This is a genomic window from Nocardia sp. NPDC060249 (assembly GCF_042728755.1).
Taxonomy (GTDB): Bacteria; Actinomycetota; Actinomycetes; order Mycobacteriales; family Mycobacteriaceae; genus Nocardia.
The window spans coordinates 115,448-135,692 of record NZ_JBHXAQ010000004.1 but is presented as its reverse complement, the minus strand read 5'-3'; the positions used below and the strand labels follow the sequence as shown (position 1 = coordinate 135,692).

Sequence of the window (20,245 nt, the reverse complement as noted above, 5' to 3'; positions counted from 1 at the left end):
GGGTGCACCTGGCTCGAGTAGGGGTTCGTAAGTGGATAGACGTCGAATGCTGGCGATGTTGGCTGCGGGTACCGCCGTGGCGCTGACCGGCTGCGCGACCGCCGAGGGTGAGACCGTCGAGGCGGGTTCCGGCGGCGAGATCCCGACGCCGCCGCCCGCTCCGGTACCCGTCCAGCCCCTGCTCCCGCCGCCGCCGGGCGGCCCGAAGTCGATCATCCCCCCGAAGCCCATCACCGCGCTGCCCGGTCAGGGGCTCACCATGGCACTGACGGTCGACGACGGCGCCAGCGCCGAAGTCGTCGGCGCGTACGTGAAATGGGCGAAGGACACCGGCGCCCGCTTCACCTTCTTCGTCACCGGCTACTACGAGTCCTGGACCATCCACCGCAACGCGCTGCGCCCCCTGGTGGAATCGGGTCAGATCCAGCTCGGCAACCACACCTGGGACCACGCCGCCCTGACCAAGATCAGCACCACCGAGGTGGCTGACCAGCTCAGCCGCACGAAAACGTTCCTGCGCAACAACTTCGGCGTCGACGGCACACCGTACTATCGTCCGCCGTTCGGATATCACAACGCCACCGTCGACAAGGTGGCCGCCGACCTCGGATACACCGTCCCCACCATGTGGTACGGCTCCCTTTCCGACTCGGGCCTCATCACCGAGGAATATCTGATCGAGTGCGCCCACAAATACTTCGCCGCCCAGTCGATCATCATCGGCCACGCGAATTTCCCCCCGGTCACTCACTGCTACGGCCAATTGGTCGACATCATCAGGGAACGCAATTTGGCGCTGGTGACGTTGAACGACGTCCTGCAAGTGCAAGCCTGAGGGTACGAATCACCGAAGTCGCCACTGCGTGCTAGCACGCAGTGCTTTCGGGCGTCAGCACGGACGCGGACCCTGTCCTTTCCTCCGTATGTTTTTTCCTACCAGAAAGGAAACGCCGAACCGTCGGCACTATCCAGAGGAGAAGGCATCATGAACAAGAACACTGTGCGTGCGGCGATCGCGGCAGCGGCCATCGTGCCGGCGATCGCGCTGGGGGCCGGAACTGCGGCGGCACTACCCATTGTGAATCCTGGACCCGCCGGGGCCCCGTTCGATGGAACGCAATCTGACACCGGCGGGGTAAACGCCTACACCTGTGTTTGGATGGGACCGGGGGTCGGATTCGGCTCCAATGCACCGGCGCCCGGGCCTGTAACTGGTCTCTTCTTCGGTCCGGGAGTCGTCAACGGAATGTGCCTCGGACCTACCGGCTTCGCCACAGGCATCGGTGTTGTCGAATAAACAGCCGCCGTGCCCGCGCCCGGTCACCTTCGGGTGATTCGCGGAACCGGCGTCGGCCCCGGCGATATGACTTTCGTCAGTGATCGTTCCGGGGCCTTCGCCGACAGCGGTACCGCAGGTCAGGGGACGATATTGACCATCTTGCCCGGCACCACGATGATCTTGCGGGGCGCTTGACCGTCGAGCAGCGCGATGACCTTCTCGTCGGCCAGGGCGGCGGCCTCGATCGACGCGGGGTCGGCGTCGGCGGGGACCTGAATTCGGCTGCGAACCTTGCCCTTCACCTGGATCGGGTATTCCACCGAGTCCGCCACCAGCAGCGCGGGGTCGGCGGCGGGGAAGGGTCCGTGGGCCAGGGATGTGGTGTGGCCCAGGCGTTCCCACAGTTCTTCGGCGATGTGCGGAGCCAGCGGAGCGAGCATCAGCACCAGGGGTTCCACGGCGGCGCGGGGGGCACCGGTGGGGTAGTTCTTGGTGAGGTGGTTGGTCAGCTCGATCAGCTTGGCACCGGCGGTGTTGTCGCGCAGCGCGGCCAGGTCGTCGTCGACGCCGGCGATGGTGCGGTGCACCAGGCGCAGGGTTTCGTCCGACGGCGCGGTGTCGGTGGCCTTCAGCGCGCCGGTTTCCTCGTCGACCACCAGGCGCCAGACGCGCTGCAGGAAGCGGTGCGCGCCGACGACGTCCTTGGTCGCCCACGGGCGCGAGGTATCCAGCGGACCCATCGACATCTCGTAGAAGCGGAAGGTGTCGGCGCCGTAGAGGTCACACATCTCGTCGGGCGAGATGGCGTTCTTCAGCGACTTGCCGATCTTGCCGTACTCCTGGGAGACCTCGATCTCCACGCCGTCGGCGCCGGTCCAGAAGAACTTCGCGTCCCGCTCGACGACCTCGGCGGCGGGCACATACGCGCCACGCTCGTCGGTGTAGGCGTAACCCTGCACATAGCCCTGGTTGTACAGGCGGCGGTAGGGCTCGCTGCCCGACACATCGCCCAGGTCGAAGAGCACTTTCTGCCAGAACCGCGCGTACAGCAGGTGCAGCACCGCGTGCTCCACACCGCCGACGTACAGGTCGACACCGCCCGGATCGTTCGGGCCGTGCTCGGCCGTGCGCGGGCCCAGCCAGTATTTCTCGTTCTCCTCGGCGCAGAACGTCTCGGTGTTGGAGGGGTCGGCGTAGCGCAGCTGGTACCAGGAGCTACCGGCCCAGTTGGGCATCACATTGGTGTCGCGGCGGTACTGCTTGGGCCCGTCGCCCAGATCCAGCTCCACGTTCACCCAGTCGGTGGCCTTGGCCAGTGGCGGGGACGGCTCGGAGTTCGCGTCGTCGGCGTCGAAGGTGACCGGCGCGAAGTCTTCCATCTCCGGAAGTTCCACGGGCAGCATGGATTCCGGCAGCGCGTGCGCCACGCCGTCGGCGTCGTAGACGATCGGGAACGGTTCGCCCCAGTACCGCTGACGCGCGAACAGCCAGTCGCGCAGCTTGTACTGGACGGTGCCGGTGCCGTGGCCCTCGGCTTCGAGGTGACCGATCATGGTGGCCTTGGCCTCGTCGACCGAAAGACCGTTCAGGAAGCCGGAATTCACCAGCTTTCCCTCGCCGGAATGGACCGCTTCGGCAACGTTGCCACCGTCGATCACCTCGATGATCGGCAGGTTCAGCGCGGTCGCGAAATCCCAGTCACGGCTGTCGTGGCCGGGCACGGCCATGATGGCGCCGGTGCCGTAGCCGCTCAGCACGTAGTCGGCGATGAAGATCGGCACCTGCGAGCCGTCGGCCGGGTTGGTGGCGTAGGAGCCGAGGAAGACGCCGGTCTTCTCCTTGTTCTCCTGCCGTTCCAGATCCGACTTCGCCGCGATCGACTTGCGGTAGGCGCCAACAGCTTCGGCGGGGGTGGCGCTGTCGTTGGTCCAGCGGGCATCCGTGCCCGCGGGCCAGGCGGCGGCGGTCAGCTTGTCGACCAGCTCGTGCTCGGGGGCCAGCACCACATACGTCGCGCCGAACAGGGTGTCGGGACGGGTGGTGAACACCTCGATGGTCTCGCCGTCCGCGTCGAACCGCACCTGAGCGCCACGCGAGCGCCCGATCCAGTTGCGCTGCATGGACTTCACATTGTCCGGCCAGTCCAGGGTGTCCAGGTCGTCGACCAGGCGATCGGAGTAGGAGGTGATGCGCATCATCCACTGCCACATACGCTTACGGAACACGGGGAAGTTCCCGCGCTCGCTGCGCCCGTCGGTGGTGACCTCTTCGTTCGACAGCACCGTACCCAGCCCCGGGCACCAGTTGACGATCGAATCCGACTGGTACACCAGACGATAAGAGTCGATCAGCGCGCCGCGCTCACCGGCCGGCATGGTGTTCCAGTCGCCTTCGGGAACCGGACGCGCGCCGGTGGCGAACTGCTCTTCCAGCTCCGCGATCGGCCGGGCCCGACCGGCTTCCTGGTCGTACCACGCGTTGTAGATGCGCAGGAAGATCCACTGCGTCCACCGGTAGTACTCGGGGTCGGTGGTGGCGAACGAACGCCGCGGGTCGTGGCCCAGGCCCAGCCGGTCCAGCTGACGCTGCATCGTCGCGATGTTGGCTTCGGTGGTCACCCGCGGGTGCGCGCCGGTCTGCACGGCGTACTGCTCGGCGGGCAGGCCGAAGGCGTCGTAGCCGAGCGCGTGCAGCACGTTGCGGCCACGCATGCGGTGGTAGCGGCCGAAGACGTCGGTGGCGATATAGCCCAGCGGGTGGCCGACATGCAGGCCCGCGCCCGAGGGGAACGGGAACATGTCCTGGATGAACAGCTTGTCGGGCGGGGTCTGCCCGGCGAGCGGCCCGACCGGGTTGGGCGCGTTGAAGGTGCCGCGCTCGGTCCAGTTCTGCTGCCAGCGGCGTTCGATCCGCCCAGCCAGCTCGGCGTTGTACCGGTGCTGAGGTACGTCAGTCTCGGTTGCACGAGTGTCCTGCACGGTCCTGCCTTCTTGTTCTCGCCGATCCCCGGTAAACATCGTCTAACAGCGTAGAACGTTGACGCGAGGTGATTTCCCAAGGGCCGAGAACGTGCCGCGCGGCCTCGGCAGCGCGTACCCGCGGTGTGTGGCCGGTCACCCTCGGCGGGGAGCCCTGATTTCGGGTCTTCACGGGTGCGCTAGCCTGCATGAATGGTCGTCGTCGCTCTCCTGTTGTTCGCGCTGGCCGCGGTCGCGATTGTGACCGGCGTGCTCGGACTGCTCGGCAAACTGCCCCGCAACCGCTTCCTCGGTGTCACCACCGAAGCCGCGCTGCACAGTGACGACAATTTCCGCCTCGCCAATCGCATCGCCGCCCCCACCTCCGTCGGCGCGGGCGCCCTGCTGTTCGCGGGCGGACTGGTCGTGCTGGTAGCCGGTGGTCTCGCGAGCGTCGGCGTCGCCGTACTCGTCGCGGTCATCGCGATCTTCACCCTCGGCGCAGGCGCCAACGCCGCCGCCCGCACAGTAGAACCACTTCTCCCGCCCGCCCCTGCCGGCGGCTGCGGCTCCTCCTGCGGTGGCTGCTCCCTCCGCGACACTTGCGCCCCCGCCAACTAACCCCTAGCGGCAGGGTCCCCCGTTCCGGTACAACAGGAGCAGGACCTTGATCGGGGGAGTCATGAAGGTTGTCGGGGCTGGGCTTGTTCTTGCGTTGGTCGGGGCGATCACTACCAGCTATTCGGTGACTGCGGGGATCGTTCTGCTTGTCATCGGGGCGGTCGGCGTCGTGGTCGGTGGCGTTCTCGCCTTTCGTGATCCCGGGGGTTCGCGGAAGTCGAAGCGGTGGTGGGCTGCCGGTTCGTCCGCGGGCGGGGCCAGCTGGTTCGGTGACGGTGGCGGGCAGTCGCACGGTGGCGGTGGGGGAAACAGCGGCAGCGGTGGGCATGGCGGCGGCGGCTGTGGTGGTGGTGGCTGCGGAGGCGGCGGCTGTGGGGGTGGCGGCGGCGACTGATCGCCGCCCGCCGCCTCGGTAGTGGTTGAACCACAAGGGGATTGCAAGAACGCGTGGTTACGGTCGCCCTCGACATACCGGTCCAGGTAGGAGGGGTCCATGAGCATCAGCAATGTAGCCACCACCGTTCTCGCGCTTCTTGTCGGAGTGTTCGGTGTGGTGGGAATAGTGACCGTGCCTGTCATGGCCGTCCTGGCGATTGTTCAGCAGGTCTCGGATCCGGCGGGGCGACCGGAACGGCGCGCACGGATCGCCGCGAATCGTCGAGCGCGAGAGCTGGCGCGGGCGCGGAATCGTCGACGGGGCGACAGCTCGGGGTCGAGCAGTTGGAGTTCGGCGAGCACCAGCTGGTCCGGCGGCACAAGCAGTAGTGCCGACAGCGGAAGTAGTTGGTCGGGCAGCTGCGACTCGGGGTCGAGCAGTAGCTGTGGCGGCGGTAGCAGCAGCAGTTGTGGTGGCGGTAGCAGCTGCTGAGCTGAAAGCCGGTTGGATCAGTAGGTAATTCGGTGTCGTCGGTCTGCGGCGGCGCTCATCTCGGGGGAGGAACCATGGTCTTTGTCGTGGCGTTCATCGTCGCCGTCGTCGGGCTGTTGCTCGGCGGTGGTATCGGAGCAGCACTGCTGGCCGCCACGGTCGTGTTGGTGCTGGTCGGGCTCGTCATCCTCGGTGCCACACCGGAAGCCCGAAATGAACGGGACGCGGCCGCGGTTCGCCGGGCGCGTCGGCGTGCGATGTCGGGCAGGCGTGGCGTGCGAGAAGCCGGCGACGACGGGCGTTCTCACCGCTAGCCGGCCGAAAGGGGATTGCAAGAACGCGCGGCTACGGTCGGTCTCGACACACCGATTCAGGTAGGGGGTCCCCATGAACGTCATCGATGTGATCGCCACACTGCTCGCGATCGTCGTAGTCGCGGTATTCGTCGCTGTGCTCATCGGAGTGCCGGTGATGATCATCGCGATGATCATCCGGGCGGCCGACACCTCGGCCGACAGGACCAGGCGCGCGCAGCGGGCCGCGAATCGAGGGCGGGCGCGTCCTCGTCCGCGGGCGAGGCGCTCGGGTTCGAGTAGTTGGAGCTCCACTGACAGCAGCTGGTCCATCGGCAGCGCCTGGTCGACGAGCAGCGACTCCGGATCCAGCAGTGGCAGCAGTTGCGGCGGAGGCAGTAGCAGCAGCTGCGGTGGCGGCAACAGTAGCTGCTGACATCTCGACACACCCGGTCACACCACGAGTCCGACATCCACGGCGGGTGCTGAGCCGTGGATGACCGGGACCTGGTGGAGGGGCCGGGTCCCGATCGTGGTGACCCGGCCGGTGGCCGGGTCGGGTTCCGTTGCCGAAGGGGCTACCGCAGGTCGACGAGAGCGGCGTGGACGGCGTGGCCCGCGGCGGGGTCGCCGACCGTGATTCGGGCGCTACCGTCCGGGTAGGCCTTTGCTTTGATACCGGCGCGGCGCAGGGCGGTGGCCACGCCGGGGCCGGGTAGGTAGAGGAAGTTCGCGCAGCTGTGCGGCACGTCGATTCCGCAGGCACGCAGGGTAATGCGCAGGCGATCTCGTTCTCGGTTGATGCGGTCGACACGGTCGCGCAGTTCCGTGTCCGCCGCGTAGGCGGCCCGCACCGCGGCGATGGACGCGGTGGGGGTACCGAACGGCAACTGCTGGTGGCGGATTCGTTCGATCAGTCTTCCGCGGCCCACGCAGTAGCCGATCCGCAGGCCAGCCAGTCCGTATGCCTTCGAGAAGGTGCGCAGGATCAACACATTCGGGTGCCGGTGCAGCAGAGCACGGATATCGAGACGGTCTGCCGGGTCGAGGAATTCGACATAGGCCTCGTCGAGGAGCACCGGCACGCGGTGCGGGATCGAGGCCAGGAAGGAGCGCACCGCCGCCGCGCCGAGGACGGTGCCGGTGGGGTTGTGCGGGCGGCACAGCACGACCAGGGAGGTGCGCCGGTTCACCGCGCGGCGCATGGCCTCCAGGTCCTGATTGCCACCGGAATCGAGGGGAATCGAGACAAGAGTCATCCCGCCCATCTCGGCCATGATCGGGTAACCGTCGAACGTGGGTGTGCTGGTGAGAAGTTCACCGCCGCCGAGCGTCCGGATCACCTGCATCGCGACCCCGGTGGCCCCCGCGCCGACCACCACGTCGTCGGGCGAGACCCCGAGGTGATCGGCGATGACCCGCGGCAGTTCCTCCGGCAGGAATTCCGGATACCGGTTGGCCTGGGTGAGTGCGACATGCACCGCCGCGAGGACGGAAGGCAGCGGGGGAAACGGGTTCTCGCTGAGCCCGAGGTCGAACAGCGTGGGTGTCGCCGTGGTGTGGAACCGATGGGAGGGGATCGTCGGTTCCACCAGCCGCACAGTCATCGCGCCGCGCCCCAGCGAACAGCCGCCGCACCGGCGAAGTCGCCCGCGTGCGCGAACGCCGACAGCAGTACCACCGACCCGTTGCGCAACCGGCCTGCTCGGTTCTCCGCATCGAGGGTGACGGGAATGCCCGCGGCGAACAGGTTTCCGCACTGATCGAAGGTATCGGGATGGCGTTCGGCGGGCAGCTCCAGCGCGTCGTGCCAGTTGCGCAGGAACAGCCGGTTCGGCTGATTGGTGACGAAGGTGTCGATATCGCTGCTCTTCACCCCGATCCGCTTGCACACCTCCAGCGCCACCTCGGGCACCAGCCGATTGCCGCGCGCGAACACCTTGGTGATCTTGGATTCGGAGAAGCTCACGCAGCCCTGGCCCTCGCCCGGCTCCCAGTACTTGCGTGGACCATTCGTGGAAAAGTCCATATCGCCGGCGAATTCGGGATAGGTGCGGGTTTCGATATCGAGGATCGGGCCCGAATCATCCTTGCGCAGCAGGCCGATACCGCAACCGTCGCCGGGCACCGGCGCCTGCGCCAATTTCCGGATATCGGGCTGGGTGAACACCGGGCCCGCGCAATTCTGCGCGGCGACGATCAGCGCGGTCTTCGCCTCGCTGGTGGCCATCATCATCCGGGCCATCGCCATCATCTGGACGAACGCCGCGCAGCCGCTGTTGTGCACATCGAGGACCTGCGACGGACGGGCGCCCAGTCGCCGAGCCAGCTCGGGGCCCGCGCCGAGCACCGGATTATCGGGCAGTTGGGTGTGGGTGATGATGATGTCGATCTCGGAGGCGAGATCGGCGCCGTGGCGTTCCCGCAGGACGGCGAAGGCCTGTTCGGCCATGTCGACCGCGGTTTCGTCGCGGCTGATGTGATGGCGGCCGGCCGGCGAACGGAACATCACGTTCTTCGCCATCCGCTCCGAGCGGGAGAACTGGGTGAAGTAGTCGGTCGGGACGGGGTCGCCGGGCAGATAGCTCGCGACGTCGACCAGACTCACCTGCGGCATGTTCACTGCATCCACTCCGGCTTGATCGGCAGCCCGTTGGCCGCGCGGTATTCACAGATGGCTTTGAGGTTGTCCAGCTCGAGCTGGTGTCCGGCGGAGAACATCTCCCAGAAATCGCCGACCCAGACGGGGCGCTTCGGCGGCGCTGTCTCGGGATAGCCGTTTTCGTCGTAGAAGGGGTGCTTGCAGTTGACCCACGTCACCACCGAGCCGGGTTTGTTGAACACCACCTGGGCGTCGATCACCCGCATCAGGTAGATCATCCAGAGGTGCTCGGATTGGTCCCACGCGCAGTGATAGTCGACGGTCATCGCGTCGGAATGGCTGACGGTGCGGGTGAAACACTTGGTCGCGTCACCGAGGCGGTCGTAGGACAGCCACAGGCCGGGCTCCTCGGTTTCGGTGAATCCGCGCAGGCTGTAGGTCCATTCCTCGAGCGAGCGGGTGTCGGCGAGGTAGTCGTAGACCTCGCGCGGTGGGGCCGCGATGTAGGTCTGCACGGGGCAGTAGTCGCCGAAGATCTGGTCGTGCGGATACACCGACCGCAGCATGTCCATGATGATCGGCGTCGTGGTCTCCCGGTCGGAGTTCTCGATACGGATGACGCCGGGCACCTCCTCGGGGATGTCGGACAGGGCCGGCAGGGCGCTGGTGGTCACGGGATGCTCCTGGATGATTCGAGGGCGGACAGGAAGGGGAGGAACGGCGGGACTTCGTCGGGGTCGCAGAGGATTTCGAGGAACGACGGCCCGGTGACGGCGAGGCTGAGGTCCAGCGCGCCGGGCAACCGGGTGGCGTCGGAGACGGTGCGGGCGGGCAGCCCGGGGAACATGGCCGCCAGGCCCGCTCCCAGATGTGACGGTTGAAAACGGTTGAAGCTGTAGCGATCCCGGTAGTAGAGCTGTTCCCGGGTGACGCACATGGCGTGCGCGTTGTTGTTGAACACCACGAAGGTGATGGGCAGGTCGTGTTCGATCGCGGTGTGAATCTCCATGCCGTGCATGAAGAACGAGCCGTCACCGGCGATGACGACGGTGCGGTGCGGGCCGTCGGGCGCGGCGCGGCGGGCGAACGCGGATCCGATCCCCGCACCGAACGCGTAACCCATTCCGCCCATCCCGAGTGCGACCGTGAACCGTCCGCGCTCGGGTACCCGTAGGTAATGCACCACCGAGGCGCCGGTGTTACCCGCGTCGGCGAAAACATCGGCGCCGTCGGGCAGCGCGCGCTGGATCGCCTCGATGACGGTGCGATAGCGCAGGCCCGGGCCCACCGCGGCGGGGACGGTCATCGGCGTGGGCTCGGCGTGACGCCTGCTTGTCGCCGGTCCTGCCCCGATACCGGCCAGCAGCGTCGCGATCGTTTCGGCGAGGTCCGCGCTGGTGGCGTGGGTCGCCGCGAGGTACGGCGCCTGTGCGCCGATGCTGAGGACCGGCAGGTCGGCGAGGGCCGCGTCGAGCCCGGCGCGGGCAGTGACCGGCAGGCGGGTGCCGACGAGCAGGCAGGCGCTCGCCGCCGACAGAGCTTCGGCCAGCTCGGCGTGACCCATGCTGCCCGCGACGCCGCAGTAGCCGGGGCCGGTGTTGGAGTACACGTCCTTGGCGTCGGGGGCCACACCGATGGTGGCGTCGAGCGTGGCGACCAGTTCGGCGAGTTCGGCGCGGGCATCGTCGCGGGCGACCTGATCACCGGCGATGATCACCACCTTCCCGGTGCGCCGGGCGTGGGTGAGTTCGGTGGCGATGGTGTGCGGGGACGCCGCTGCCGGGTAGCTCGGCGAGGTGCGATCGAGCTGTGCTCTGTCGGCGACTGTGTCGAACTGTTGCGCGTGGATCGAGTCCGGCATTGATTGCTGCTGCACATCTTTCGGAATCAGCAGCACCGCCGGTCCACCGCTGTCCGCGGCCGCGATCGCCGCGGCGAGCTGTGCGGGCAGCTCGAGCGGATCGGTCACGCGAGCGCAGTACTTGCTGATCGTCGCGAACAACGCTGTCGCGTCGATGGATTCGGACAGGCCGCTCGAATCCTGGAACGCGCCGAATCCTTCCAGGCTGGTCGGCGGCTGTCCGATCAACGCCAGCACCGGTACCCGTGAGGTGAACGACTCAGCGAGTCCCGCAACGAGATTCACCGCTCCACCACCGGATGTCGCGGCCACGACACCCAGCCCGCCGGTACTGCGCGCATACCCGTCGGCCATGGTCGCCGCGGAGAACTCGTGCTTGGCGACGATGCCCGCGGGGGAACCGCCTGCGTCGAAGATCGCGTCGTAGAGGTCCTCGATATTGGCGCCGTCGACGCCGAAGATCTGGGTGATTCCCCGGTCGGCTACCGTTCGTACCAGGTAGTCCACCACTCTGTCCGGCATCGGCCCTCCTTCTCCGCGACGAAAATCCGACGCCGCTGTGCACCGCGTCTGCTGGGGTTACGAGGCGCGCCGAGGGGGAGTTCAGAGGGTGGGCGAAAACCACCCCTTGTGTGTACGTACACATATACGTATAGTGGGTTCATGCCCAACAAGACGATCTACGTAGCCGACGACGATCTCCCCGTGTTCCAGCGGGCGCAAGAGCTCGTCGGCGGAAACCTCTCCAGCACCGTGGTCAGCGCGCTGCGCAGGCTCATCGAACTGGAGGAAGGTCGTGAGGCCGGCTTCGAGGAGGTCGTCCTGCAGGTGGGTCGCGACGGTGTCCGGCAGGTGCGCTTCCAGGGCGTGCTGCTGGGCGAATGGCGCGATGTCGGCGACAAGCGGGTACTGCACCAGCAGGTCTTCCGCAGCCGCAAGGGCAAGCTCGTGCTCCACACGCACTCGGCGCTGTGGTCGGAGTACCCGACCGGGGACGCCGCGGGCGACATGAAGGACTGGAAATACTGGCGCCGCATGTTCGGCATCGGCGACAAGGCGTGGGACTGGGGCGACTACGAGTACGAGATCCTCGACGACCTGAAAGACCTGAAGGATCGCGTGCCCGACAAGCTCTATCGCAAGGTCGAAGACATGACCGCGCACCCGCAGATCGAGGAACTCGACATCTAGCTCCGTCCTCGGACGCACAACCACACACCGCACACACCAACCGCAGCCCCTGGGGGCTGTGTCGATAACTCATGCACATATTCGCAGCAATGAATGTAATCCTGTGGAAAGGGACGATCATGGTCAACTCGGCCATCACCGCACGCGGTCTCCAAAAGGCCTACGGCGACAAAACAGTTCTCGACGGCATCGACATCACCGTCGCCGAGGGCACCGTCTTCTCGTTGCTCGGCCCCAACGGCGCGGGCAAGACCACCACCGTGCAGATCCTCACCACGCTGATCGCCGCCGACGGCGGCGAGTGCACCGTGGGCGGCCACGATGTGGCGACCGACCGAGGCGGAGTGCGCGAGCTGATCGGCGTCACCGGGCAGTTCGCCGCCGTCGACGAGCTACTGACCGGCCGGGAGAACCTGCACATGATGGGGGATCTGAACCATCTGCCGCGTCGCGAAACCCGCACGCTGGCAGACGAATTGCTGGAACGCTTCGACCTGGTCGAGGCCGCCGACAAGCCCGCGAGCACCTATTCGGGCGGTATGACCCGCAGGCTCGATCTGGCGATGACGCTGGTCGGCAACCCGCGGGTGATCTTCCTCGACGAACCGACCACCGGCCTCGATCCGCGCAGCCGCCGCTCCATCTGGGAGATCATCCGCGGCCTGGTCGACGATCTCGGCGTCACCGTCTTCCTCACCACGCAGTACCTCGAGGAGGCCGACCAGCTGGCCGATCGGATCGCGGTGCTCGACAACGGCCGGATCGTCGCGGAAGGCACTGCGGCAGAACTGAAGCGACTGATCCCCGGTGGCCACATCCGCATCGATTTCACCGATCAGACCGATGTGAACGCCGCCCAGCGCGCGTTCGGTTCGGCGGCGAAGGTGGTCGAGGGCACCGACGGGCTGACCCTCGCCGTGCCCAGCGACGGCGGCGTGCGGTCACTGCGCGCCGTCCTCGACCTCCTGGATGCCGAAAACATCGAAGCAGGCGGCATTTCCGTGCACACCCCCAATCTCGACGACGTCTTCCTCACCCTCACCGGCCGCGCCACCATCGAGCAGGAGTCACTGCGATGACCACTCAGACCAAGTCCAAGTCCTACACCTTCGCCGACACGATGACGATGCTGCGGCGCAACATGATTCACGTCAAGCGCTACCCCAGCATGACGTTCAGCATCATCATCATGCCGATCGTGCTGATGCTCGTGTTCAAGTACGTCTTCGGCGGGGCGCTCGAGAAGTCGTCGGGCGGCAGCTACATCGACTATCTGGCGCCGGGCATGATGCTGCTGTTGCCCGCCTACCTGACGGTGTCGGTAGCCGTCTCGATCGCCACCGACGCGAGCAAGGGCATCGTGAATCGCTTTCGGGTGATGGCGATTTCGCAGTCCTCGGTGCTCACCGGGCATGTGCTCGGCGCGCTCATCCAGGCGATGGCGGGCGTTGTCGCGATGACCGCCGTCGCGATGCTGGTCGGCTTCCGGCCCAACGCGAACGTCGTGGAGTGGGTCGGCGCGTTCGGGCTGCTCGCCCTGGTGACCTTCGCCTTCACCTGGCTCGCCATCGCGCTCGGCCTGCTCTCGCCCACCCCCGAAAGTGCCAGCAACGCACCCTTTCCCATCGTGCTGCTGCCCTTCCTCGGCAGTGGGCTGGTCGCTACCGACACGATGCCGGTCGGGATGCGTCAGTTCGCCGAATACCAGCCCTTCACCCCGATCACCGAGACGCTGCGCGGCCTGCTGATGGGGACCGAGATCGGCGCCAACGGCTGGATCTCGCTGGTCTGGTGCGCGGTCATCGCCGGCGGCGGCTTCCTGTGGTCGAAGTCGATCTTCCGCAAGCAAGCGAAGTAACCTGTCGCCCACCCGGTCCGGTCTCCCCCACGGAGACCGGACCGTTTCGCGTTCAGACCCGGGCGACCAGGACGGTCCGGCCGGAATCGACGGACGTGATCTCCACCGTGCTGATCGAATCCGGCGGTGCGTCGATGGTGCGATCCACCGTCAGTTCGGTGCCGGGGCCCGCGGGCCACTGGTCGAGTTCGAAGCGCTGCTCACCCGCGGTCACCACCAGCCCGTAGGTGCGGGTGTAGCCGGAGCCGTAGGCGCTCGGCGCGTAGCGGCAGGTCATCACCAGGCGCGTGCGGTCACCGTCGCGCACCAGCTTCACCTGCGCGCTCACCGGTGTCTGCTCCACCGCCTGCATCTGCTGCTCCGCGACGATCTGCTCGGTCGGGGTCGCCGGGCGCGCCATGGTGACAGTCACCGGAATAGCGATCGCCACCGCCGCCGCGGCGGCCGCCACCGCGCTGCCGACGCTGATCCAGCGCCGCTTCCGCCGGTGCCGTTCGGCCGCCGCCGCCAGCGCCGGGATCAGGTCGGGGACCGGCGGCGCAACCGGCTCGGGCGAGGCGATCATCGACAGTGCGGTATCGCGGTCGACCAGCGAGAGCATGCCCGGCATCCCGGACAGGTCGGCGACGGCCTGCCGGCAGTGCGCGCAGGCGAGCAGATGCGCCTCGTATTCACGCCGCTCGGCGGCGCCGAGCGAACCGAGGACATAGGCCGCGTCCCAGGTGCTGTACTCGTCGGCGAGATCGGTCATCGGTTCGTCACCCCCATCTCCTGTAGCGCCAGTCGCATGGCGCGCATGCCGTAGTGCAAGCGCGATTTCACCGTCCCCGCGGGGATGCCGAGTTCGTCGGCGATCTGGGCCATGCCGAGGCCGCGATAGTAGGCCCGCACGATCACCTCACGATGATCCGGGCTCAACGTGCTCAACGCGTCGGCGACCAGCCAGCCGTCCAGCGCCCGATCCGATTGGTCCGGGCTCACCTGCTCCGGTGGGTTGTCGGTGCCGAACTCGCGGCGGTGCCTGGCACTGCGATGCTCGTCGACCGCGAGATTACGAGCCACGGTGAACAGCCATGCGCGCGGCGAGGTTTCGGTCTGCTCCAGCACGGTCGGGCGTTGCCAGGCGCGCAGCAGGGTCTCCTGCACGATGTCCTCGGCCCGGCCGGGATCGCGCACCAAGCCGAGGGTGAAACGCCACAGCGCGGGTGCGTGCTCGGCGTAGAGCGCGCGCATCAGTTCGTCGCGACCGTCGTTCATCGGCGGCCCTGGTCACTGCTCGTCGTAATTCATAGGTCACTCCTGTTCGTGTGAAGGAGTAACGGGATCAGTTGCGTTCGAGTTCAATCGGGTGTGTCGCCAGCAAGGCCAGCGGCAACGGCTGGCGGCGCAGGACCGCGGACCACAGATCGTGGCGGTCGGTGGCGATCGGATCCGACGGCAGCGCCGAGACGACGATCCAATCGTCGTTGTCGAGTTCGCCGTCGAGCTGGCCCATCGACCAGCCCGCGTATCCGGCGAAGACCCGGATCTTCTCCACGAGCGGGCCGATCTCGGCGGGGTCGGCGTCCAGATCGACCAGCACCACCCGGCCGTCGACCCGGCGCAGGCCGCGGATCTCGGAAATGTCGACGCCCGCGCGCAGCACCGCCAGGCACAGCGCCGCATCGCGTTTGACCGGGCCGCCGATGTAGAGATCGGTCGGAGTGGCGGCCAGGTCGGCCCAGGCGGGCAGGACATCCACGACCGGGGTCTCACTCGGCCGGTTCAGCACCACGCCGAGGCTGCCCGCGTCGTTGTGCTCGATCACATACACGACGGTACGCCGGAAAGTAGGTTCCACCAGGTCTATCGCGGACACCAGCAGGTTGCCCGCGCGGACGTTCACCGCGGGCTGACCGCGCCGCCGATCGTCGCCGTGCCCGTCGCGAGTCCGGCGCTCGTCCGGGTCGTCTCCGCCTGCCACCGAGCCATCATCGCATTGGAGCGGCGATGCGCGCTTCCCGCGCAGCGGATCGGAACCGGAATTTCTTCGTGCGTGATCCCCGCGATCGCCCGGTAGTGTCGCGCTATGCACTCGCCCGAAGTCCTGCTCGACGACAACGACGCTGTGTACGACTACTACCTGCGCCATCAGCAGAACAGGTGGAAGGCGCTGGCCTCGTATGCGGTGCTGGCCCGGCGCTTCCGGCCGCGCGTGATGTTCGCCGAGGGCGCGAAACAGCAGTTGAAGGCCCTGATCCGCAGCGGTCGGCCGGTGATCTACGCGATCAACCACCTCTCGACCAGCGACCCGTACACGGTCGCGGCGACGGCGTGGCGCTCACCGCTGCGCTCGAAGATCGGGCGGGTGCGGGTGCTGGCCAAGGACGAGCTCTTCCTCGATCCCGAGCAGCGGCGCAAGGTGGACATGATGGGCGGGATCCCCGTGTTCCGCGGCAAGGATCACGGCATTCGCGCGGTCAATGCCGCAGGTCAGCGGATGATGGATGTGTGCGCGCAGCGGTTGGCCGCCGGTGATCACCTGGCGATCTTCCCCGAGGGGACGTGCAATGAGGTAGATCACACCAAGGTGCAGGCGGTCGGCAGCGGAATCGGGCATATCGCGTTCCGTGCGGCCAAACTGGACGCCGCGCCCGCACTGGTCGCCATGGGGATGAACTACGGGTCCTATGCGGCCGGTGTCGAACCGACCGCGGCCGAGGTGGTGTCGGGGAGCGCGTACTTCCGGGCGCCGATTCTCGAGTTGCCGCAGCGGCCCGCCGACATCGCCAGGCTGGTCAAGGACGAGTTGCAACTGGCTGTCGACGGGGCCGTCGCGCGCTACTGAGGTAGACCGAACAACTCCCTGGCTCGCTGCGGTACGTAGGCGATGTAGCCGGGGTGGGTGGTGATGAAATGCAGGACGACCGGGCACATCGGCAGGACGCTGAAACCTTGGTTTCTGCTGGTGTCCAACGCGGCTTCGACCAGGATGTTCGCCAGTCCTCGGCCTTCGAAGCGGGGGTAGATCTCGGTGTGCACGAGGGCGCGTTCGTCCCCGGTGTCCTGGTATTCGATATAGCCGGCGGGTTGACCGTCGGCGGTGAGTTCGAACCGCTCGAGCGCGGTGTTGTTGCGGACCTCGGTCGCCATATGTCGACGCTACCGTGTTCGGGAGGACAACCCACCGGGCAAATGAGAACATGGGGCACTCCTCGACCACCTCCGAGCCGTTGCGCGCCTGACGTCAGACCGAGAGCGAACGGTCGAGCTCGGGAACGACACTACGAATACGCGGAGAGGTGGAACAGATGGCTGGCGGACCACTCGTCGTGCTCGCTCCCGACAAGTTCAAGGGGTCGTTGACCGCACCGGAGGTTGCCGAGGCCCTGGCCAGGGGAATCGCTCGGCGGGCGCCGAAGGCCCAGGTGCGGTGCGTGCCGGTGGCCGACGGCGGTGACGGGATGGTCGACGCCTTCGTGGCGTCGGGGTGGAAGCGGGTGGAGGTCGAGGCGCCCGGGCCTACCGGCGAGGTCTCGACGGCGGTGTACGCCGTGCGGGGAGATTCCGCGGTGGTGGAGTTGGCGGCGGCCGTGGGGCTGGTGAAGTTGCCCGGTGGGCGGCTGGATCCGCTGCGGGCCGACACGTTCGGCTTGGGGGTGGCCATCGCGCACGCGCTCGACGCCGGGGCGCGGGAGATCGTGCTCGGGCTGGGCGGGAGCGCGTCGACGGATGGCGGATCGGGATTGCTGCGGGCGCTCGGGTTGCGGTTGCTCGATCAGCAGGGGCGGGAACTGGCGGGCCGCGGGGATGTGGCCGCGATGCTCGAGCAGGTTGCCTCGGTGGATCGAGGCGGGTTGCATCCGGCGGTCGCGACGACGCTGTTCACGCTGGCCTGCGATGTGGACAATCCTTTGCTCGGGCCGGCTGGCGCGGTCTCGGTGTACGCGCCCCAGAAGGGTGCGAGCGCTCGGCAGATGCTGAAACTCGAAGCGGGGCTCACCAACTGGGCGGCCGTGCTGGGCACGGGTTATGCCGAGATCGGTGGGGCGGGCGCCGCGGGCGGCACCGGTTTCGGGGCGCTCGCGGTGCTGGGCGCGCAGGTGCGCAGTGGGATCGATGTCTTGCTCGAGCTGCTGGAATTCACGGCCCTGATCGACGGGGCCAGGCTGGTCGTCACCGGCGAGGGCTCGCTGGATCACCAGAGCATGCACGGGAAGGCGCCGGTCGGGGTCGCGGCGGCGGCGAAGAAGGCGGGCGTGCCGGTGATCGCGGCGGTGGGACGAACCCTGTTGTCGCCAGGGGAGATTCGAGCCGCCGGGTTCGCCGCGTGCTATCCGCTCAGCGATCTCGAGCCCGATCCCGCACGCTCGATCATCGCGGCGGCGGACCTGGTCGAACGCATCGGCGAACGGATCGCCGTCGAACACCTGTGCCCGACGCGCTGATGGTTACAGCGCGATTCGGGCGGGCGAGGACTGCGGGGCGGACGGCCGGGTAGCGGTGGCCAGCGCCGCGCGGTTCTCATCGCCCCAGGTCTCGAGCGGTTCCAGTGCCAGGCGAAGGGCTTCGCCCAGCGGAGTGAGCGAGTACTCCACCCGCGGGGGGATCTCGGGGTAGATCTCGCGGTGCACCACGCCGGTGCTCTCCAGATGCCGCAGATTCTCGGCGAGCACCTTCTCGCTCACGCCCTCGAGCAGCCGCCGGATCTGACCGAATCGCTGCGGCCCGGCGCCGAGCACCCACATCAGGTGCAGCTTCCATTTACCACCGACGACGTCGATGGCCAGACTCATACCGCACACATCGTGATCTGCGTCACTGTTCACCGTCGCCACACCCTTCTGACCGTATTTCGAACCTCTGGGTAAGCAACCACACCCGAACGTTCGGTCTTCCCGACGATACTCGCGCCGACCACCATGGAAAGCGGCGCCGAACCAACCAGTATCGAGAATCGAAGGGCCACACCATGTCCGAGCAGACCGCTCCCCGTTCCGTTTCCGTTCTCGGCCTCGGCCCGATGGGCCAGGCCATGGTCAGGGCCTTCCTCGAAGCGGGCGTCGAGGTGACGGTGTGGAATCGCAGCACCGCCAAGGTCGACGCCATGGTGGCGCTGGGGGCCAAGCGCGCAGGCACCGTCGCCGAGGCGCTCGACGCCAACGCGGTCTCCGTGCTCAGCCTCACCCACTACGACGCCATGTACGACGTGCTCGGCCAGGCGATCGACCACTTGCCCGGCAAGGTGATCGCCAACCTGTCCTCCGATTCACCGGACAAGGCACGGGCGGGCGCGAAGTGGGTTCGCGAGCGCGGCGCCGAATTCCTCTCCGGCGGCGTGATGTCGGCGGGCGACAATATCGTCCATCCCTCGTCCTACATCTTCTACAGCGGCCCGAAGACTGTCTTCGACACGCACGCCGAGCTGCTGCGCCCGCTCAGCCCGCAGGAATACCTCGGCCCGGACGACGGGTTGGCCCAGATCTTCTACCAGGCCCTGCTGATCACCTTCCACCCCTGGTTGCTGGCGTTCGACCAGGCGTCGGCGATGATCGCGAACTCCGGCCACAGCATCGACCAGTTCGTACCGTTCGCCGTCCGCTCCGCCGGCGCCTACCCGTTCTTCATCGAACAGTTCGCCGAGGCGAACAAGGCGGGCGGCTTCGCGGAGCTCTCGCACCTGAAGATGATGGACGCGGGCGCCCAGCACATCATCGACGCCAGCGAAGAGGCAGGCGTCGACGCGAGCTTGTCCCACCTCGCCCAGTCGTACTGGCGCAAGGCCGTCGACGCGTCCGAGGCGACCGGCAAGCAGATCTCGCCGTACGCGCTGTTCCGCGGCGAGGCGTCCTGATGCCGGCTTCGGGCCGAGCGGCCGATGCGGTCACCGTCATCGGCCTCGGCCCGATGGGGCAGCAGATCGTGCGCACCTACCGCGCCGCCGGTTTCCCGGTGACGGTCTGGAACCGAACCCCGGGCAAGGCCGACGGTCTGGGTGCTCATCGCGCCGAGACCGTCGCCGACGCGGTGGCGGCGGCGGAGCTCATCGTGCTCAGCCTGACCCACTACGACGCGATGGACGAGATTCTCGGCCGCGTCGATCTGACCGGCAAGGTCGTGGTCAACCTGTCCTCGGATTCGCCGCAGCGAACTCGGCAGGGGGCGGCGTTCGTCCGGGCTCGCGGTGGTGAGTTTCTCGCCGGTGGGGTGATGGCTCAGCCGCACGAACTGGGCGGACCTGCGGCTTACGTCTTCTACAGCGGCCGACCAGCGGTATTCGAAGCGCAACGAGAGTTGTTGCGGCCCTTGGCGGCAATGGAATACCTGGGTGCCGATGACGGCGCGGCCCAGGTTTTCTACCAGGCGATGCTCGCCCTGTTTCTGCCTTTGCTGCTCGGCTACGAGCAGGCGCTGGCGATCATCGACCGGTCCGGTGCCGAGATAGCTCGGTTCATGCCCTACGCCCAGCGGTCACTGGGCAGTGTCGGCGAGCTGTACGCCGCGTGGGCGGGAACGGCCGAGGACGGGGGTCCGGCTGATCCGGCATACCTGCGGATGATGGCGGCCGGCGCGCGGCACGTGGTGGCGACCGGTGCCGCGGTCGGCGTGGATACCGTTCTAGCCGAATCGGTTTCGTCGTATTGGGAGCGAGCTGCCGGGGTGCCCGAATCGACGTTCCAGGTATTTCGCGGATGACGCGCGGAAACCGTTCGGCACGGTGGTGCCGAACGGTTTC

At 67.4% G+C, this 20,245-nt stretch carries 21 protein-coding genes; 10 read left to right on the top strand and 11 right to left on the bottom strand.

Features of this window, described 5'->3' with window-relative positions:
- Nucleotides 1–46 precede the first annotated feature (46 nt).
- Entirely contained in the window at nucleotides 47–835 is a 789-nt protein-coding gene (locus ACFWFP_RS17600) for a polysaccharide deacetylase family protein (protein ID WP_379296794.1), read from the top strand.
- Between the two features lie 150 nt (nucleotides 836–985).
- Nucleotides 986–1,297, top strand: coding sequence for a hypothetical protein (locus ACFWFP_RS17595; protein WP_379296231.1), 312 nt, complete (start codon nucleotides 986–988; stop codon nucleotides 1,295–1,297).
- A 119-nt stretch (nucleotides 1,298–1,416) separates the two neighbouring features.
- Here ACFWFP_RS17595 and leuS read toward each other — a convergent pair whose 3' ends face one another.
- Nucleotides 1,417–4,257: a leucine--tRNA ligase gene (gene leuS, locus ACFWFP_RS17590; protein WP_379296229.1), complete on the bottom strand. Its 2,841-nt coding sequence runs from the start codon at nucleotides 4,255–4,257 to the stop codon at nucleotides 1,417–1,419.
- A 192-nt stretch (nucleotides 4,258–4,449) separates the two neighbouring features.
- Between leuS and ACFWFP_RS17585 the strand changes: the two genes are divergently transcribed.
- Nucleotides 4,450–4,857 carry an SdpI family protein gene (locus ACFWFP_RS17585; RefSeq protein ID WP_379296227.1) on the top strand — a complete coding sequence of 136 codons (408 nt, stop codon included), beginning with the start codon at nucleotides 4,450–4,452 and terminating at the stop codon, nucleotides 4,855–4,857.
- Nucleotides 4,858–5,742: 885 nt separating this feature from the next.
- Here ACFWFP_RS17585 and ACFWFP_RS17580 read toward each other — a convergent pair.
- The 5 genes from ACFWFP_RS17580 to ACFWFP_RS17560 form a co-directional block, all read right to left on the bottom strand.
- Entirely contained in the window at nucleotides 5,743–6,216 is a 474-nt protein-coding gene (locus ACFWFP_RS17580) for a hypothetical protein (protein WP_379296225.1), read from the bottom strand.
- A gap of 380 nt (nucleotides 6,217–6,596) precedes the next feature.
- Nucleotides 6,597–7,625 (bottom strand): pyridoxal phosphate-dependent aminotransferase, encoded by a 1,029-nt coding sequence (locus ACFWFP_RS17575; RefSeq protein ID WP_379296223.1) that lies wholly within the window; start codon nucleotides 7,623–7,625, stop codon nucleotides 6,597–6,599.
- Nucleotides 7,622–8,635 carry a 3-oxoacyl-ACP synthase III family protein gene (locus tag ACFWFP_RS17570; protein WP_379296792.1) on the bottom strand — a complete coding sequence of 338 codons (1,014 nt, stop codon included), beginning with the start codon at nucleotides 8,633–8,635 and terminating at the stop codon, nucleotides 7,622–7,624. The genes ACFWFP_RS17575 and ACFWFP_RS17570 overlap by 4 nt, the downstream gene beginning before the upstream one ends.
- A 2-nt stretch (nucleotides 8,636–8,637) precedes the next feature.
- Complete coding sequence (locus tag ACFWFP_RS17565; RefSeq protein ID WP_379296221.1) at nucleotides 8,638–9,294, bottom strand: SRPBCC family protein; 657 nt, start codon at nucleotides 9,292–9,294, stop codon at nucleotides 8,638–8,640.
- Nucleotides 9,291–11,003, bottom strand: coding sequence for a thiamine pyrophosphate-binding protein (locus ACFWFP_RS17560; protein WP_379296219.1), 1,713 nt, complete (start codon nucleotides 11,001–11,003; stop codon nucleotides 9,291–9,293). The genes ACFWFP_RS17565 and ACFWFP_RS17560 overlap by 4 nt, the downstream gene beginning before the upstream one ends.
- A 141-nt stretch (nucleotides 11,004–11,144) precedes the next feature.
- Between ACFWFP_RS17560 and ACFWFP_RS17555 the strand changes: the two genes are divergently transcribed.
- The 3 genes from ACFWFP_RS17555 (at nucleotide 11,145) to ACFWFP_RS17545 (ending at nucleotide 13,530) form a co-directional block, all read left to right on the top strand.
- Entirely contained in the window at nucleotides 11,145–11,672 is a 528-nt protein-coding gene (locus ACFWFP_RS17555; RefSeq protein WP_379296217.1) for an EXLDI protein, read from the top strand.
- A gap of 89 nt (nucleotides 11,673–11,761) precedes the next feature.
- Entirely contained in the window at nucleotides 11,762–12,751 is a 990-nt protein-coding gene (locus ACFWFP_RS17550) for an ATP-binding cassette domain-containing protein (RefSeq protein ID WP_379296215.1), read from the top strand.
- Nucleotides 12,748–13,530, top strand: coding sequence for an ABC transporter permease (locus ACFWFP_RS17545; RefSeq protein ID WP_379296213.1), 783 nt, complete (start codon nucleotides 12,748–12,750; stop codon nucleotides 13,528–13,530). Before ACFWFP_RS17550 ends, ACFWFP_RS17545 begins: the two co-directional genes overlap by 4 nt.
- Nucleotides 13,531–13,582: 52 nt before the next feature.
- Here ACFWFP_RS17545 and ACFWFP_RS17540 read toward each other — a convergent pair whose 3' ends face one another.
- From ACFWFP_RS17540 to ACFWFP_RS17530, 3 genes are all read right to left on the bottom strand, one after another.
- Complete coding sequence (locus ACFWFP_RS17540; RefSeq protein WP_379296211.1) at nucleotides 13,583–14,281, bottom strand: anti-sigma factor family protein; 699 nt, start codon at nucleotides 14,279–14,281, stop codon at nucleotides 13,583–13,585.
- Complete coding sequence (locus ACFWFP_RS17535; protein WP_379296209.1) at nucleotides 14,278–14,787, bottom strand: sigma-70 family RNA polymerase sigma factor; 510 nt, start codon at nucleotides 14,785–14,787, stop codon at nucleotides 14,278–14,280. The genes ACFWFP_RS17540 and ACFWFP_RS17535 overlap by 4 nt, the downstream gene beginning before the upstream one ends.
- Before the next feature lie 67 nt (nucleotides 14,788–14,854).
- Complete coding sequence (locus ACFWFP_RS17530) at nucleotides 14,855–15,493, bottom strand: YqgE/AlgH family protein (protein WP_379296207.1); 639 nt, start codon at nucleotides 15,491–15,493, stop codon at nucleotides 14,855–14,857.
- Between the two features lie 105 nt (nucleotides 15,494–15,598).
- On the opposite strand from ACFWFP_RS17530, the gene ACFWFP_RS17525 reads away from it, so the two are divergent.
- Nucleotides 15,599–16,357, top strand: coding sequence for a lysophospholipid acyltransferase family protein (locus ACFWFP_RS17525; protein ID WP_379296205.1), 759 nt, complete (start codon nucleotides 15,599–15,601; stop codon nucleotides 16,355–16,357).
- Here ACFWFP_RS17525 and ACFWFP_RS17520 read toward each other — a convergent pair.
- Nucleotides 16,351–16,662, bottom strand: coding sequence for a GNAT family N-acetyltransferase (locus ACFWFP_RS17520; protein WP_379296203.1), 312 nt, complete (start codon nucleotides 16,660–16,662; stop codon nucleotides 16,351–16,353). The two genes, ACFWFP_RS17525 and ACFWFP_RS17520, sit on opposite strands and share 7 nt — an antisense overlap.
- Before the next feature lie 158 nt (nucleotides 16,663–16,820).
- Here ACFWFP_RS17520 and ACFWFP_RS17515 point away from each other — a divergent pair, with 158 nt between their 5' ends.
- A complete protein-coding gene (locus ACFWFP_RS17515; RefSeq protein WP_379296201.1) occupies nucleotides 16,821–17,957 on the top strand; it encodes a glycerate kinase in 1,137 nt (378 codons plus the stop codon).
- A gap of 3 nt (nucleotides 17,958–17,960) precedes the next feature.
- Here ACFWFP_RS17515 and ACFWFP_RS17510 read toward each other — a convergent pair whose 3' ends face one another.
- Nucleotides 17,961–18,305, bottom strand: coding sequence for a winged helix-turn-helix transcriptional regulator (locus ACFWFP_RS17510; protein ID WP_379296790.1), 345 nt, complete (start codon nucleotides 18,303–18,305; stop codon nucleotides 17,961–17,963).
- Nucleotides 18,306–18,481: 176 nt separating this feature from the next.
- Between ACFWFP_RS17510 and ACFWFP_RS17505 the strand changes: the two genes are divergently transcribed.
- Both ACFWFP_RS17505 and ACFWFP_RS17500 read left to right on the top strand, forming a co-directional pair.
- Entirely contained in the window at nucleotides 18,482–19,363 is an 882-nt protein-coding gene (locus ACFWFP_RS17505; protein ID WP_379296199.1) for an NAD(P)-dependent oxidoreductase, read from the top strand.
- Complete coding sequence (locus ACFWFP_RS17500; protein WP_379296197.1) at nucleotides 19,363–20,205, top strand: NAD(P)-dependent oxidoreductase; 843 nt, start codon at nucleotides 19,363–19,365, stop codon at nucleotides 20,203–20,205. Before ACFWFP_RS17505 ends, ACFWFP_RS17500 begins: the two co-directional genes overlap by 1 nt.
- Nucleotides 20,206–20,245 lie beyond the last annotated feature (40 nt).

What these genes read in the sequence shown, in the direction of transcription:
- ACFWFP_RS17600 (WP_379296794.1), top strand. Translation starts at nt 47, where the DNA reads ATGCTGGCGATGTTGGCTGCGGGTACCGCCGTGGCGCTGACCGGCTGC.
- ACFWFP_RS17595 (WP_379296231.1), top strand. Translation starts at nt 986, where the DNA reads ATGAACAAGAACACTGTGCGTGCGGCGATCGCGGCAGCGGCCATCGTG.
- ACFWFP_RS17585 (WP_379296227.1), top strand. Translation starts at nt 4,450, where the DNA reads ATGGTCGTCGTCGCTCTCCTGTTGTTCGCGCTGGCCGCGGTCGCGATT.
- ACFWFP_RS17580 (WP_379296225.1), bottom strand. Translation starts at nt 6,216, where the DNA reads ATGATCATCGCGATGATCATCACCGGCACTCCGATGAGCACAGCGACG.
- ACFWFP_RS17575 (WP_379296223.1), bottom strand. Translation starts at nt 7,625, where the DNA reads ATGACTGTGCGGCTGGTGGAACCGACGATCCCCTCCCATCGGTTCCAC.
- ACFWFP_RS17570 (WP_379296792.1), bottom strand. Translation starts at nt 8,635, where the DNA reads ATGCCGCAGGTGAGTCTGGTCGACGTCGCGAGCTATCTGCCCGGCGAC.
- ACFWFP_RS17560 (WP_379296219.1), bottom strand. Translation starts at nt 11,003, where the DNA reads ATGCCGGACAGAGTGGTGGACTACCTGGTACGAACGGTAGCCGACCGG.
- ACFWFP_RS17555 (WP_379296217.1), top strand. Translation starts at nt 11,145, where the DNA reads ATGCCCAACAAGACGATCTACGTAGCCGACGACGATCTCCCCGTGTTC.
- ACFWFP_RS17550 (WP_379296215.1), top strand. Translation starts at nt 11,762, where the DNA reads ATGAATGTAATCCTGTGGAAAGGGACGATCATGGTCAACTCGGCCATC.
- ACFWFP_RS17545 (WP_379296213.1), top strand. Translation starts at nt 12,748, where the DNA reads ATGACCACTCAGACCAAGTCCAAGTCCTACACCTTCGCCGACACGATG.
- ACFWFP_RS17540 (WP_379296211.1), bottom strand. Translation starts at nt 14,281, where the DNA reads ATGACCGATCTCGCCGACGAGTACAGCACCTGGGACGCGGCCTATGTC.
- ACFWFP_RS17535 (WP_379296209.1), bottom strand. Translation starts at nt 14,787, where the DNA reads ATGAACGACGGTCGCGACGAACTGATGCGCGCGCTCTACGCCGAGCAC.
- ACFWFP_RS17525 (WP_379296205.1), top strand. Translation starts at nt 15,599, where the DNA reads ATGCACTCGCCCGAAGTCCTGCTCGACGACAACGACGCTGTGTACGAC.
- ACFWFP_RS17520 (WP_379296203.1), bottom strand. Translation starts at nt 16,662, where the DNA reads ATGGCGACCGAGGTCCGCAACAACACCGCGCTCGAGCGGTTCGAACTC.
- ACFWFP_RS17515 (WP_379296201.1), top strand. Translation starts at nt 16,821, where the DNA reads ATGGCTGGCGGACCACTCGTCGTGCTCGCTCCCGACAAGTTCAAGGGG.
- ACFWFP_RS17510 (WP_379296790.1), bottom strand. Translation starts at nt 18,305, where the DNA reads ATGAGTCTGGCCATCGACGTCGTCGGTGGTAAATGGAAGCTGCACCTG.
- ACFWFP_RS17505 (WP_379296199.1), top strand. Translation starts at nt 18,482, where the DNA reads ATGTCCGAGCAGACCGCTCCCCGTTCCGTTTCCGTTCTCGGCCTCGGC.
- ACFWFP_RS17500 (WP_379296197.1), top strand. Translation starts at nt 19,363, where the DNA reads ATGCCGGCTTCGGGCCGAGCGGCCGATGCGGTCACCGTCATCGGCCTC.